The sequence below is a fragment of the Streptacidiphilus neutrinimicus genome (genome assembly GCF_000787815.1).
Taxonomy (GTDB): Bacteria; Actinomycetota; Actinomycetes; order Streptomycetales; family Streptomycetaceae; genus Streptacidiphilus; species Streptacidiphilus neutrinimicus.
The window spans coordinates 1-12,113 of the sequence record NZ_BBPO01000049.1 but is presented as its reverse complement, the minus strand read 5'-3'; the positions used below and the strand labels follow the sequence as shown (position 1 = coordinate 12,113).

Here is a 12,113-nt window from a genome sequence, read left to right as displayed (position 1 = left end):
GGCGACCCGGTCAACTCGTGCTGCCGGAGTGGGGGTTCGTCGGTTCGTGACGCCCCGGCGCTCAGCCGTCCACCGTGCCGCCCAGGCGGTCGGCGTCGAGGGCGTGGAAGGTGAAGCAGCCGCCGAGGTGGGCGAAGACCGGATCGTCCGGGCTCGGTTCGCCCTGGCGCGCGAGGACCGCGTCCGCGTAATCCTCGGCGTCGTCCTCGGGGGTGTAGCCGAGTTCCGCGGCCTCCTGGAGGGAGACCCAGCCGCCGCGGGTGTTGCCGGAGACGCCGTGCACGATCCGGTAGCCGGGGCTCGGAGCGGTCAGGCATGCCTCCATCAGCCGCGCGCAGTCGTCGGGCGACAGCCAGGTGGCGAGGGCGCGCGCGTCGGGCGGCTCCGGGGCGCAGGTGAGGATGCGGACGCAGACGACGTCGAGCCCGTAGCGGTGGTGGTAGAGCGCGCCGAGGGCCTCGCCCGCGACCTTGGAGACGCCGTAGTAGGTGTCGGGCAACGGCGGGGCGTCGACGGTGAGCGGGTACTCGTCCGGGGTGTGGAAGCCGACGGCGTGGTTGGAGGAGGCGAAGACCACGCGCGGCACACCGGCCCGCCGGGCGGCCTCGAACACCGTCCAGGTGCCGTTGATGTTGACGTCGAGGATGTCCGCCCAGGGCGCCTCGCCCGAGATGCCGCCGAGGTGGACGACGGCGTCCACCTCCTCGCAGGCCCGCGTCATCGCGTCCAGATCGGTGACGGAGACCTGGACCGCTTCCTCGCCCTCGCGGGGCGTCAGTGCGGCGACGTCGAGAAGGCGCAGGGTCCGCCCGGGGCGGGCCAGCCGGGGCCTCAGCAGAGTTCCGACGCCGCCCGCCGCGCCGGTGATCAGAATCCGGGACACGGAGTCTCCTCGTGATGTCGGCTCGTGATGTCGACTCGTGTGCGGCTCATGCTCACAGAAGCCGAGGCCGTTCACAAGAGAGGCTCTCGTTCACATACAGGAACGCCCATCCTTGACCGACCCTGCGGCGCGACCTACGCTCGACCGTGTTCACATCCATGCACACGATCCACGTACCTGGATGCACGGTGGAGGCATGGTTGCCGAGAAAGGGATCGCGCCCGTGACCGAGCACCCCGCCCCGCCGCTCGCCCGTCGCCTCGACGGCCTGCTCTTCTTCCCAGTGACGGCGTTCGACGCGGCGGGCCGCTTCGACGCGGGCGGCTACCGGGTCCACCTCGAGTCCCGGCTGGCGGACGGCCCCGGCGCCGTCTTCGCGGCCTGCGGCACCGGCGAGTTCCCCGCGCTGGCTCCGGACGAGTACGCCGCGGTCCTCGGCACCGCCGTGGACACCGTCGCGGGCCGGGTCCCCGTCGTCGGCGGCACCGGCTACGGCACCGCGCTCGCCCGCGAGTACGCCCGCGCCGCCGAGTCCTGCGGCGCCGACGCGCTGCTCGTGCTGCCGCCCGCTGGCGTCGACGCCGACCAGGCAGGGCTGCTGCGGCACTACACGGCGCTGGCCGAGTCCACCTCCCTCGATCTGATCCTCTACCAGCGCGACCAGTTGGCCTTCACCCCGGAGACGGTGGCCCGGCTCGCCCAGACGCCCAACATCGTCGGGTTCAAGGACGGCCGGGGCGACCTCGACCTGATGCTGCGCATCGTCAGCGCGGTGCGCACGTCAGGCGTGGCGGCGGAGGACTTCCTCTTCTTCAACGGCATGCCCACCGCCGAGTCCACCCAGCAGGCCTACCGCGCGATCGGCGTCCCGCTCTACTCCTCCGCCGTCTTCTGCTTCGCGCCCGACCTGGCCCTCGCCTTCCACCGGGCGCTGGAGGAGGGCGACACGGGCAGGCTCGCCCTGCTCACCGACACCTTCCTGCGCCCCTACGTCGAACTGCGCCGCCTGCGGCCCGGCTACGCCGTCTCGCTGGTCAAGGCCGCGACGCGGGCGGCCGGCCACCCTGTCGGCGAGGTTCGCGCGCCGCTGTCGGAGCCTGACCCGGCGCACGTCGCCACGCTGTTCGCGCTGCTGGAGCGCACACGCGAGGCACTGGCGTGACGCGGGCGACGCCCGTCGGCGCGTACGTCTACCCCTGGGACGTGGACGGGGACCCGGCGGCGGCCGATCGGCTCGCCTCCCTCGGCGTCCGCCGCGCCTCGGTCGCGGCGGCCTACCACGCCGTACGGGCTCTGACGCCGCGCCATCCGCACCGCAGGGTCGTGACGGCGGACCACTCCGCGCTCACCTACCCCCTCGATCCCGCCCGCTGGACCGGTGCGGACCGGCTCCGCCCCGTGGAGGCCGCCTGGTCCCCCCGCTCCTTCGGTCCGGCCGTGGCGGCGCTGAACGACGCCGGGCTCGAGGTCTACGCCTGGACGATCCTCGCGCACAACGACGGCCTCGGCCTGCGCCACCCCGAGGCGACCGTCGTCAACGCCTACGGCGACCGGTACCCGTGGGCGCTGTGCGTCGCCCAGGAGCGGGTGCAGCACCACTGCGCCACCCTGGCCGCCGAGGCGGCGAGCCAACCCTGTCTGGCGGGTGTGGAGTTGGAGTCGTGCGGCTGGTACGGCTTCGACCACCTCCACGCCCACGACAAGACCGCGGGCGTCCCGCTGCCGCCGAGCGCGAAGCTGCTGTTCTCGCTCTGCTTCTGCCCCGCCTGCCAAGACGCCTACCGGGAGGCGGGCACGGACCCCGCGCGCCTGCGCGCGGACGTCCGGGCCGCGCTGGACCCGGTCTTCGCCGGCACGGCGAGCGACGCACGGCTCGGCGACGAGCAGGCCGAGGCGGTCGCGCGCATGCGGACCGGCGTCGCGACCCGCCTGCGCGAGCGCGCCGTCGAGGCGGTCCGGGCCGAGCGCCCGGACCTTCCCGTCCTGCTGCACGCCCACCCCGACCCCCTGGCCTGCGGCGCCTCCCCCGGCCTCTCCCCGGACGCCGCCCACGACCCGGTGCTGCTCTGCGGCGTCCGCGGCGGCGCCGCGCTCGACGCGGTCCGCGCGTACGCGGGGCGCGGCCGCAGGGTGGTCGCGACGGTGACGGCGGTCCAGGGCCTGGGCGCGGACCCGGCGGATCTGCCCGCCTGGTGCACCGACCTGGTCGCGGCCGGCGCTACCGAACTGCGCTTCTACCACCCTGGGCTGGCCTCCGCCGCCGACCTGGACGCCATGCGGAAGGCGGTCGCGGCGCTCGGCTGAGTCCTGAATCGCTACAGGTGCCGGGTCGCCAGGGCCAGCCGGTCCCGGGCGGCGAGGAGCGCGTCGCGGATCATCTGCTCGCGGCCCGGTGTCAGCCGGGCCGCCGGGACGCTGCAGCTGACCGCGTCCCGGGAGGGCGTCCGGTAGGGGATGTCCACGGCGAAGCAGCACAGGCCGACCGTGTTCTCCTCCCGGTCCGTGGCGTAACCGCGCTCACGGATCGCGTGCAGCTCCTCCAGCAGCGCCGCACGCGTCGTCAGCGTGTGCTCGGTCAGCGGCTCCAGCCGCTCCGGGAGGAGCTGCTCCAGCTCCTCGTCGGTGTGCGTGGCCAGCAGCGCCTTGCCCAGGGAGGTCGCGTACGCGGGCAGCCGCCGACCGACACGGGTGAACGGCCGCAGGTAGTGCTGGGAGGCGCGGGTGGCGAGGTAGACGACGTCGGCGCCGTCGAGACGCGCGAGGTGGATGGTCTCGGTGGTCTCGTCGGCGAGGCGGTCGAGGACGGGGCGCGTCGCCGCGACCACCTCGTCGCCGTCGATGTAGGCGGTGCCGACCAACAGCGCCCGCATCCCGATGCCGTAGCGGGTGCCGGTGACGTCCGTCTCGACCCAGCCGAGCTCGACCAGGGTGCGCAGCAGCATGTAGAGGCTGCTCTTGGGGTAGCCCAGCGCCTCCTGCACCTCCGCGAGGCTGTGCAGCCCCGGTCGGCCCGCGAAGAACTCCAGGAGTTCGACGGTCCGCACGGCCGACTTGACGTTGCCGCCGGCGGCTGCGGCGGTGCTCGGCGGCTGCGCCATCGGGCGATCCCTCGTCCTACGCGTTCACAGATCTGGACAGCGTTCAATATAGCCCGCGACCGACCGTGCGACATCCGGTCCGACGTCATGGGCCCGACCCCCCGTCGGGCCCATGCTCAGCGGGTGACGGCGAGTAGCCGCCGGTACGCGAGAGCGACCAGCCCGACTGTCAGCACGGCGAGGACGCCCGTCTCGACCCAGAGCATCGGCCCGAACTGGGAGAGCGAGTGGTAGACCGTCCAGTTCGACAGGTTCTCGCAGGCCAGGTGGTCGCACGCGCTGTAGGGGAGGTCCTTTCCGTGGACCACGGGGCCGAAGTCGTACGCCCAGGCGTCGCCCGGCATGGCTCCCGGGGCGAACACCGTCCTGCGGAACGGGAGCAGGTACGGGCGCACCTTCTCGATCCCGTACAGCAGGGCGCCGTACAGGGCGAGCGTGGTCCCGAGCGCCGGGATCACCCGGCGCCACAGCAGGCCGACGAGGGCTCCCAGGGCGATGGCGGTCAGCGTCAGGAGCGGGTAGACGGGGACCATCGCGTCGGAGGGAAAGGCGAAGGCCAGGTCGTTCATCGACGACGCGGGGTGCGACCAGAAGGCGGCCCAGCGCATCGCGGCCGACAGCGCCGTGCTCAGCACGACCAGGACCGCGGCCGGCAGCACCAGGCGCTGGGTGAACCAGCGGCGCGGGGAGACTGACTGGCTCCACAGCAGTAGATGGCGGCCGTGCTCGAAGTCCGCGGCGAGCGGCTGTGCCGCGAGCGCCGCACCCAGCAGCCCCGGCACGACGGCGGCGTAACTCGCGAACTCGTGCAGGCTGTTGGCGGTGGCCGCCAGGGCCATCCCGGTCCGGCCGCACTCCCCGACGATTTCGCTGACGGTACCGCGCGTGGTCGAGTCGCACTGGAGGCCGCTGTACCGCGCCTGCATCACGTCGAGTTGGTGGCGCTGATACAGCAGGTAGGCCAGCGCGGCGAGGTAGCCGAGCGTCACGACCAGCAGTGCGAGCCGCGTCTGACGCCAGGTCAGCCAGGTGACGCCGCGCGGGCGGAGGCCGCGACGGACGGCGGGACCTGAGCGGGCGGGAAGGGCGGCGGTGGTCACGCGGCGACCTCCATCGGGGACGAGGGGACGGTGGTGTTGAGCGAGGCGGCCCCCGGCGAGCGCAGGTAGGCGAGGAGCAGTTGCTCCAGGTCGGGCGGCTCGGCCCGCCAGCCCTCCGCGACGGGCCCGTCCGGGCGGACGAGCGCGGAGACGCCGCGCCCTGTGCGGCGGAGCTCCAGCACCGTGTGCGGTTCGAGCGGGAGGCTCTCCGGGCCGTCCAGCAGGAGGTGCGCGCCGAGGATCTCCTCGACGGGGCCGGCCAGCCGCACCTGCCCGTCGTCGACGAGGAGCAGGTGGTCGATCACGCCGTCGAGCTCGCTGAGGATGTGCGTGGAGATCACCACCGTCGTGCCGTGCTCGGCAGCCTGACCCATCAGGGTGCCCATGAGCTGGTGGCGGGAGAGCGGGTCCAGGTCGGACATCGGCTCGTCGAGCAGCAGCACGTCCGGCCGCTTGCCCAGGGCGAGCGCGAGCGCGACCCGGGAGCGCTGGCCGCCGGAGAGCTCGCCGACGCGGCCGGTGAGCGAGAGCCCTCCCTGCTGCACGACCTCCAGGGCCAGGTCCTGGTCCCAGCGCGGGTTGAGCTCGCGACCGAGACGCAGCGTCTCGGCGACGGTCAGGCGCGGGTAGAGCGGCTTGTCCTGGGCGACGAAGGCGATCCGCTCGCGCAGAACGGCGTCCAGCCCGGGGCGCAGTCCGTGGACGCGCACCTCCCCGGCCGTCGGCTGCTGCAGGCCCGCGCCGAGCGTGAGCAGCGTGCTCTTGCCGGAGCCGTTCGGCCCGACCAGGCCGCAGACGGCTCCGGCGGGTATCGCGAAGTCGCAGTCGCGCAGCGCCCAGCGGCGCCGGTAGCGCCTGCTGAGCCCGGTCGCGGCGAAGGCCGCCTCCGGCGTCGTCCGCGCGTCCCCCGCGCGTGGTTGCCCGGTCACCTGGTCCCCTCCCTGCCGCCGCCGGCCCGGTCGGCCGGGGCGGACGTCCGTTGTTCGCGTGCGTCCAGGACGGCGCTCACCAGCGCCGTCACGTCCTCGCGGTCCAGCCCCGTGGCGAAGGCACGGTCCACCCAGGTGGAGAGCTCGGCCCGCAGCGCGGCGTCGCCCGTCGCGTCCGCATTGCCGAGCGAGCGCTGAACGAAGGTGCCGAGACCCGGTCGCGGCTCGACCAGGCCCTCCCGTTCAAGTTCGCGGTAGGCCTTGAGGACGGTGTTCGGGTTGATGGCGGTCGCCTCCACCACCTCCCGCGCCGTCGGGAGCTTGTCCCCCGGCTGCAGGAGGCCGAGCCGCAGCGCCTGTTTGGTCTGCTGCACGATCTGCTGGTAGGTGGCGACGCCGGAACGCCGGTCGATCCGGTACTCGATCACCTCGGCACCACTCTTTCACTAATGTGTTAGTGGAATGGTGATGCAAACCCGACGGTTCGTCAAATTCCCATGTCAGGAGCTGTGTCACAGGGGCAGGTCGTCGGGCGCGTAGACCGGCAGGGCCCAGTGCGGCGGCGGGGGCGGTGACCTGTCGCCGCGTTCCTCGAGCCGTTCCTCGATCTGCTCCTTGATGCCCGAACCATGGCGGCGCGGGGCGGTGACCACCTGCGTGGGCGCGTGGCCCTCCTGCGGGGCGCGGGCGGCGGCGCCCGTGGTGGCGGCGCGCAGCGCGGCGACGAAGTCCAGGCAGCTGTCGTAGCGCTCCGGCGGCGTCTTGGCGAGGGCACGGGCCAGCACCGCGTCCACGGCTCCCGGCAGTTGCGGGCGCAGCGCGGTGGCCAGCGGCGGCTCGTCGTACTGATGCGCCCAGAGCAGCGCCAGGTCGTCGTCGCGGCGAAACGGCGGCGCGCCGGTGAGCATCTCGAAGGCGACGCAGGCCAGGCTGTAGACGTCGCAGCGTCCGTCCACCGGCTTGCCGGTGATCTGCTCGGGCGCCACGTAGTCGAGAGTGCCGACGAACTGCCCCACGGTGGTGAAGCCGCTCAGCGAGAGCGACTTCTTGGTCAGACCGAAGTCGGTGAGGTAGACGTGCTCGGGGTGGTCGGGGTCGGTGCCCTCGGCCAGCAGGATGTTGCCCGGCTTGACGTCGCGGTGGACCAGCTCGTGGGCGTGCGCGGCGTCGAGCGCCGAGGCGACCTGGGTGGTGATCCGGATCGCCTGTGCGGGCGGCAGCATCCGGACCCGGTCCAGCAGCGCGGCGAGGTCGCGGCCCTGCACGTAGCGCATCGCGATGTAGAGCACCCCGTCCGCCTCCCCCGCCTCGAAGACGGGGACGATGTGCGGATGGTCGATCGCGGCCGCGACCCGCGACTCGTGCTCGAAGCGGCGGCGGAAGGTGTCGTCCGTCGCGAGTTGCGGGGCGAGCAGCTTGATCGCGACGGTCCGTTCGAGGCGCAGGTCGCGTGCCCGGTAGACGACGGCCATGCCGCCGCGTCCCAGCTCGTGTTCGAGCAGGTACCCGGCGATGCGGCGACCGGTCAGGCCCGAGGGGGTGCCGGGGAGGGGATTGCCGGGAAAGGTCGACATCACGGCGTCCCACGGCGCGGCGGCTCGGCCACGCGCTCACGCGGCGAGAACGTCGTCGGAGCGGACGACGGATCCGAGGCGGAGGCGTCGGGGCCCGAACGCGGATCGGATCCGGACCGCGGATCGGCCCAGGGCCGCGGGCCGGAGTCCTCCGGCGGCTCGGTGGCGGCGAGCGCCCGCAGCCGCAGGCCGTCGCAGTAGTACCAGCAGCCCTCGTCGAGGTCGAGCAGCCAGCCCGCCTCGCCGTCCAGCACCGCGCCGAGCCGCAGGCCGTGGGTGACGTGCCGGAAGGTCTCCAGGTCTATGGTGCCCTCGGCGAGGTCCTCGGCCGCCTCGCGGTACTGCGTGAGCGCGTGCTCCAGCCGTTGCAGCAGCGGCCGCGGATCGGTCGCGAAGCTCAGGGGCTGCCGGGCCGCCGACGGCGGGCGCTGCGGGAGGGAGACCAGCAGCCGTCCGTCGGCCCAGGCGGTCCAGCCATTGGAGCAGACGACGCGGGCCCAGTCGCCGCGGACGTCGGCGACGCGGACCGGCAGCAGCGGGTCCAGCCGGGCGCTCGGCTCGGAGAAGTCGGGATGCGCCCAGGTGGCCAGGCCGTCCGTCGGCGCCACGTGGGTGGGATGGAAGTCGGCCAGTTCGTCCATAGGGCCCCGCCCTAACCCCGCATCACCACGGGCTCGTGCCGCCGCAGCAGCCGGGAGACGACGAACGCGAAGACCAGGGAGAGGACCACCAGCATGCCGACGTCCAGCAGCCAGGTGCCGGTGCGGTGCCGGAACAGCGGATCGGCGGTCAGCGTGCCGGGCACGATGCTGTGCAGGTCGATCGTGCCGGCCATGGCTCCGAGCGCCCAGCGCGAGGGGACGAGCCAGGAGAGCTGGTTGAGCACCGGCACGCCGTTCAGCTTCAGCAGCGCGCCGCAGAAGACGACCTGGACGATCGCGACGAGCACCAGCAGCGGCATGGTGACCTCCTCCTTGCGCACCAACGCGGAGATGACCAGGCCCAGCATCATCGCGGTGAATGAGAGCAGCGCGACCGTGATCGTGATCTCCAGCAGCGGTGGCATCAGCACCCCGCCACCGCCGTTAGGGCGCAGCCGGACACCGAAGAGGCCGACCAGGGTGAGCACCACCGCCTGCACCACGGTCACGGTGCCCAGCACCACGATCTTCGAGCACAGATAGGCCGACCGGGACAGGCCGACGGCTCTTTCGCGCTGGTAGATCGTCCGTTCCTTGACCAGCTCGCGCACGGAGTTGGCGGCGCCGGTCAGCACGCCGCCGACGCAGAGGATCAGCAGCGCGTTCAGGGCGCTGTTCTGGTCCAGCTTGCTGCCCGCCAGCGCGTGGGCCATCGCGCCCATGACGAAGGGCAGCGCGATCATGATGATCAGGAAGGTCCGGTCGGCGGCCAGCGCTGCGCTGTAACGGCGGATGAGCGTGCCGAGTTGGGCGCCCCAGCTCTGCGCGGGCGGGGGCGGGGGCGCGAGCTCGGCCTCCGCGCCGGCACCCGTCGCTCCGGTCGTGCCGGTCGCTCCGGTCGTGCCCGTGGCGAGGACGGGGCGGCTCATGGCCTGCGTGATGTAGCGGCTGTGGGCCGCCGAGCCGCGGTACTCCCCGGCCCAGTCCCGCGTCCGGTCCTCCTCGAACGCCTCGAAGGCGTCCGGCCAGGCCGGGAAGCCGAAGAAGGGCAGCGCGTCGTCGGGCGGCCCGTAGAAGGCGATCCGGCCGCCGGGGGCGAGCAGCAGCAGCCGGTCGCACACGTCCAGGCTGAGCACGCTGTGCGTGACCACGACGACGGTCCGGCCGTCGTCGGCGAGACGACGCAGCATGTGCATCACCGACCGGTCCATGCCGGGGTCGAGCCCGGAGGTCGGCTCGTCGAGGAAGAGCAGCGACGGCTTGGTCAGCAGCTCCAGGGCGACCGAGACGCGCTTGCGCTGGCCGCCGGAGAGGGAGGAGATGACCTGGTCGGCGCGCTGCTCCAGGCCGAGTTCGGAGATGACCTCGGTGACCCGGGCGCGGCGCTCGGCCTTGCTGGTGTCACCGGGGAAGCGCAGTTCGGCGGCGTACCCGAGCGCGCGGCGGACGGTCAGCTGGGTGTGCAGGATGTCGTCCTGCGGCACCAGCCCGATGCGCTGCCGCAGCTCCGCGTAGTCGCGGTAGAGGTCGCGGCCGTCGTAGCGGACGCTGCCCTCCTCGGCCGGGCGCAGCCCGGTGAGGGCGTTCAGCAACGTGGACTTGCCCGCGCCGCTGGGCCCGGCGACGGCCAGCAGGCACTTCTCCGCGACCGGGAAGGTGACGCCGTCCAGCAGCGTCCGCCCGTCCCTGCCGCCGCCGACGCGGACGGTCAGGTCGGTGACGTCGAGGCCGACGGCGCCGGTGTCGACGTACTCCTGCAGCTGGTCGCCGACGAGGCAGAACAGCGAGTGCCCGACCCCGATCAGGTCGGTCGGCCCGACCGGCGCGCGGCCCACGGGCTGCCCGTTGACGAACGTGCCGTTGTGGCTGCCCAGGTCGACGATCTCGTAGCTGCCGGCGGTCGGGTCGGCGAGCAGCTCGGCGTGGTGGCGCGAGACCACGAGGTCGTCCACGACCAGGTCGTTGTCGCTCGCGCGCCCGATCCGCAGCACGCGCTGCGGCAGCGGCGCGATCCGGGTCGGCTGCCGGTAGGAGCCGGTGAGGACCGTCAGCGCGGAAGGTCGCCGGTTCACCGTCGTCGGCTCGGGCACCACCGCGACCCTGGCCCATACGCCGTCGACCGCGTCGCCGAAGCGCATCAGCGTCCCGGGGCTCACGTCGAGATGCCGGACGCGGTGACCGTCGGCGTAGGTGCCGTTGGTGCTTCCCTCGTCGTCGAGCATCCAGTGGCCGTCGGGTGCGGTGTGCAGCACCGCGTGGTGCCAGGAGACCCGCGGATCGGCCAGCACCACGTCGCTGTCCGGATCTCGCCCGAGGCGGTAGCTGTGGTCCGGGCTGATGAGCTGCGCTTCGCCGTCGATCTCCAGCAGGAGCTGCGGCGCTGCCGTGCGCTCTGCCATGGTTGGGATTTTAGACCTCCGCGACCGATGCCGCCCGGGGCGCGGTGACCGTCGCCGGCCGCTCGGCCGAACCGGTGACCGGCCCCGGACGCCCGCGCGCGGCGGTCCGGTGCACCGCCGGAACGGGTGTGAGCACGGGTGCATGGAGACGCGCGTCGACGAGATCGCCGAGGGGATCTACCGATCTCGACCTACGTGCCCGAGCCCGCGCCGCGTGATGCCGGTCGAGCGGCTGCGCTGGATCGCCTTGGGCCACATCGAGGCCGACGAGTGCGGCGCGATGAACGAGTTCCTGGCCGCGGCCCCCCACGCGTCCGCCGTGCTGAGCCGATGGACCTGCGGTTCCGCGACCGGGTCGCCGAACTGCGGGAAGTCCGGTGCGAGCGCTATGACGTCCGCGGCCCCGTCGGCTTCCCCGACGTGCAGCGGTTCGCGGGCGCCTGCTTCGGGGCGTCCACCGCGCCGACCTCGCGGCCTTCGTCACCACCTCGACGTTCACCGCCGCGGCGGCTTCCTTGTTCACCGCCGCGGCGGCTTCCTTCGCCGGGGAGGTCGGCATCACCCTGGTCGACGGCGAGAGGCTGCGAGCCTGGTCGGCGGGCGGGTACAACCCGGTCGAGGGGATCTGAGCCCGACGCCCCCGGCCCGCGGCCTGGAGCCGCGTCAGGCGGTGGGACGGTTCGGCTTCAGCGTCCAGGTGATGGTCATCTCGCCGGTGACCTCGCCGTCGGGGCGACGGATCGTCACCTCGACCGGGAACTCCGGGCGACGGCCGGCGTCGAGCTCGGCGACGACCTCGGCGGCCGGGCGGCCGAGCTCGGCGGTGGCGGTGACCTCGCCCATGGCCAGCTTCTTGTAGGCGATCCGGGCGTCGACAGCGAGCGGCACGGCGCGCGAGAGCTGGTCGCCGAAGGCGGCGAGCACGATCGCGCCGCTGGCGGACTCGGCGAGCGTGAACATCGCACCGGCGTGCGGACCGCCGACGTGGTTGTGGAACTCGGCCTGGTCGGGCATCCGCAGCACCGCGCGGTCGGCGGTGCACTCGTCGAAGGCGAGGTTGAGCGTGCGGACCATCGGCACGGTGGCGGGCAGCAGCTCGGCGATCGAGGGCATGGCTTGCGTCATGCGAGGGATATTACCCACCAGTAGCTAAATCCGCACGACCGGTCCCCCGCGGATTCGATCACGGCCCGACCCACCGAGCCGGCGTCACGGCCGGGCGACGCTCCGCGACGGTCGGGCCTGGCCGGTGCGGCAGCCGAGCGGAGCGGGGAGCCCGGCCGGTGCGGCGGCGAGGTGGTCTTGCCGTGCCGTTGGCCCGAGCTTCGCAGTAGCCCCGTGCCGGGCGGCAGCCGGGCGGGGCCTGCGGGAAGCCACGGGCGGCCGCTCGGCGCGGCCCGGTCCAGACACCCGGGGCATGGGGGGCGCTCTCTGGCCTCGACCGCGGGGAGGCGCGCCGCAGGAGGCAGCCGCAGCCCCCGTCGGCGTG

Annotated in this window: 12 protein-coding genes; 3 read left to right on the top strand and 9 right to left on the bottom strand. The window is 73.4% G+C overall.

Going from position 1 to position 12,113, the window contains the following annotated elements; genetic code table 11:
* Nucleotides 1–61: 61 nt before the first annotated feature.
* Nucleotides 62–883, bottom strand: coding sequence for an NAD-dependent epimerase/dehydratase family protein (locus TR48_RS26635; RefSeq protein WP_042371866.1), 822 nt, complete (start codon nucleotides 881–883; stop codon nucleotides 62–64).
* A 196-nt stretch (nucleotides 884–1,079) separates the two neighbouring features.
* Between TR48_RS26635 and TR48_RS26630 the strand changes: the two genes are divergently transcribed.
* Nucleotides 1,080–2,045 carry a 5-dehydro-4-deoxyglucarate dehydratase gene (locus TR48_RS26630; RefSeq protein WP_042371865.1) on the top strand — a complete coding sequence of 322 codons (966 nt, stop codon included), beginning with the start codon at nucleotides 1,080–1,082 and terminating at the stop codon, nucleotides 2,043–2,045.
* On the top strand, nucleotides 2,042–3,187 hold the full coding sequence (locus TR48_RS26625; protein WP_042371864.1) for a hypothetical protein: 1,146 nt from the start codon (nucleotides 2,042–2,044) through the stop codon (nucleotides 3,185–3,187). The genes TR48_RS26630 and TR48_RS26625 overlap by 4 nt, the downstream gene beginning before the upstream one ends.
* Before the next feature lie 11 nt (nucleotides 3,188–3,198).
* Here TR48_RS26625 and TR48_RS26620 read toward each other — a convergent pair whose 3' ends face one another.
* The 7 genes from TR48_RS26620 to TR48_RS26590 form a co-directional block, all read right to left on the bottom strand.
* The gene (locus TR48_RS26620) at nucleotides 3,199–3,981 is read right to left on the bottom strand and encodes an IclR family transcriptional regulator (RefSeq protein WP_042371862.1); all 783 of its coding nucleotides are present in this window, start codon (nucleotides 3,979–3,981) and stop codon (nucleotides 3,199–3,201) included.
* A gap of 116 nt (nucleotides 3,982–4,097) precedes the next feature.
* Nucleotides 4,098–5,081, bottom strand: a complete 984-nt coding sequence (locus TR48_RS26615; protein WP_042371859.1) for an ABC-2 membrane transporter-related protein — start codon at nucleotides 5,079–5,081, stop codon at nucleotides 4,098–4,100.
* The gene (locus tag TR48_RS26610) at nucleotides 5,078–6,010 is read right to left on the bottom strand and encodes an ABC transporter ATP-binding protein (RefSeq protein WP_052443053.1); all 933 of its coding nucleotides are present in this window, start codon (nucleotides 6,008–6,010) and stop codon (nucleotides 5,078–5,080) included. The genes TR48_RS26615 and TR48_RS26610 overlap by 4 nt, the downstream gene beginning before the upstream one ends.
* Entirely contained in the window at nucleotides 6,007–6,438 is a 432-nt protein-coding gene (locus TR48_RS26605) for a GntR family transcriptional regulator (RefSeq protein WP_042371857.1), read from the bottom strand. Before TR48_RS26605 ends, TR48_RS26610 begins: the two co-directional genes overlap by 4 nt.
* 84 nt (nucleotides 6,439–6,522) lie before the next feature.
* The gene (locus TR48_RS26600) at nucleotides 6,523–7,584 is read right to left on the bottom strand and encodes a serine/threonine-protein kinase (protein WP_042371854.1); all 1,062 of its coding nucleotides are present in this window, start codon (nucleotides 7,582–7,584) and stop codon (nucleotides 6,523–6,525) included.
* Nucleotides 7,584–8,225 carry a hypothetical protein gene (locus tag TR48_RS26595; RefSeq protein ID WP_063771071.1) on the bottom strand — a complete coding sequence of 214 codons (642 nt, stop codon included), beginning with the start codon at nucleotides 8,223–8,225 and terminating at the stop codon, nucleotides 7,584–7,586. Before TR48_RS26595 ends, TR48_RS26600 begins: the two co-directional genes overlap by 1 nt.
* Before the next feature lie 11 nt (nucleotides 8,226–8,236).
* Nucleotides 8,237–10,624, bottom strand: a complete 2,388-nt coding sequence (locus TR48_RS26590) for an ABC transporter ATP-binding protein/permease (RefSeq protein WP_042371851.1) — start codon at nucleotides 10,622–10,624, stop codon at nucleotides 8,237–8,239.
* A gap of 440 nt (nucleotides 10,625–11,064) precedes the next feature.
* On the opposite strand from TR48_RS26590, the gene TR48_RS42320 reads away from it, so the two are divergent.
* The gene (locus tag TR48_RS42320; protein ID WP_152628198.1) at nucleotides 11,065–11,253 is read left to right on the top strand and encodes a restriction endonuclease; all 189 of its coding nucleotides are present in this window, start codon (nucleotides 11,065–11,067) and stop codon (nucleotides 11,251–11,253) included.
* Nucleotides 11,254–11,287: 34 nt separating this feature from the next.
* Here TR48_RS42320 and TR48_RS26585 read toward each other — a convergent pair whose 3' ends face one another.
* The gene (locus tag TR48_RS26585; RefSeq protein ID WP_042371849.1) at nucleotides 11,288–11,749 is read right to left on the bottom strand and encodes a DUF4442 domain-containing protein; all 462 of its coding nucleotides are present in this window, start codon (nucleotides 11,747–11,749) and stop codon (nucleotides 11,288–11,290) included.
* Nucleotides 11,750–12,113: the final 364 nt, after the last annotated feature.

Excerpts from the sequence above, each read along its gene's own strand:
- TR48_RS26630 (WP_042371865.1), top strand. The coding sequence starts at position 1,080 with ATGGTTGCCGAGAAAGGGATCGCGCCCGTGACCGAGCACCCCGCCCCG.
- TR48_RS26620 (WP_042371862.1), bottom strand. The coding sequence starts at position 3,981 with ATGGCGCAGCCGCCGAGCACCGCCGCAGCCGCCGGCGGCAACGTCAAG.
- TR48_RS26600 (WP_042371854.1), bottom strand. The coding sequence starts at position 7,584 with ATGTCGACCTTTCCCGGCAATCCCCTCCCCGGCACCCCCTCGGGCCTG.
- TR48_RS26595 (WP_063771071.1), bottom strand. The coding sequence starts at position 8,225 with ATGGACGAACTGGCCGACTTCCATCCCACCCACGTGGCGCCGACGGAC.
- TR48_RS26590 (WP_042371851.1), bottom strand. The coding sequence starts at position 10,624 with ATGGCAGAGCGCACGGCAGCGCCGCAGCTCCTGCTGGAGATCGACGGC.
- TR48_RS26585 (WP_042371849.1), bottom strand. The coding sequence starts at position 11,749 with ATGACGCAAGCCATGCCCTCGATCGCCGAGCTGCTGCCCGCCACCGTG.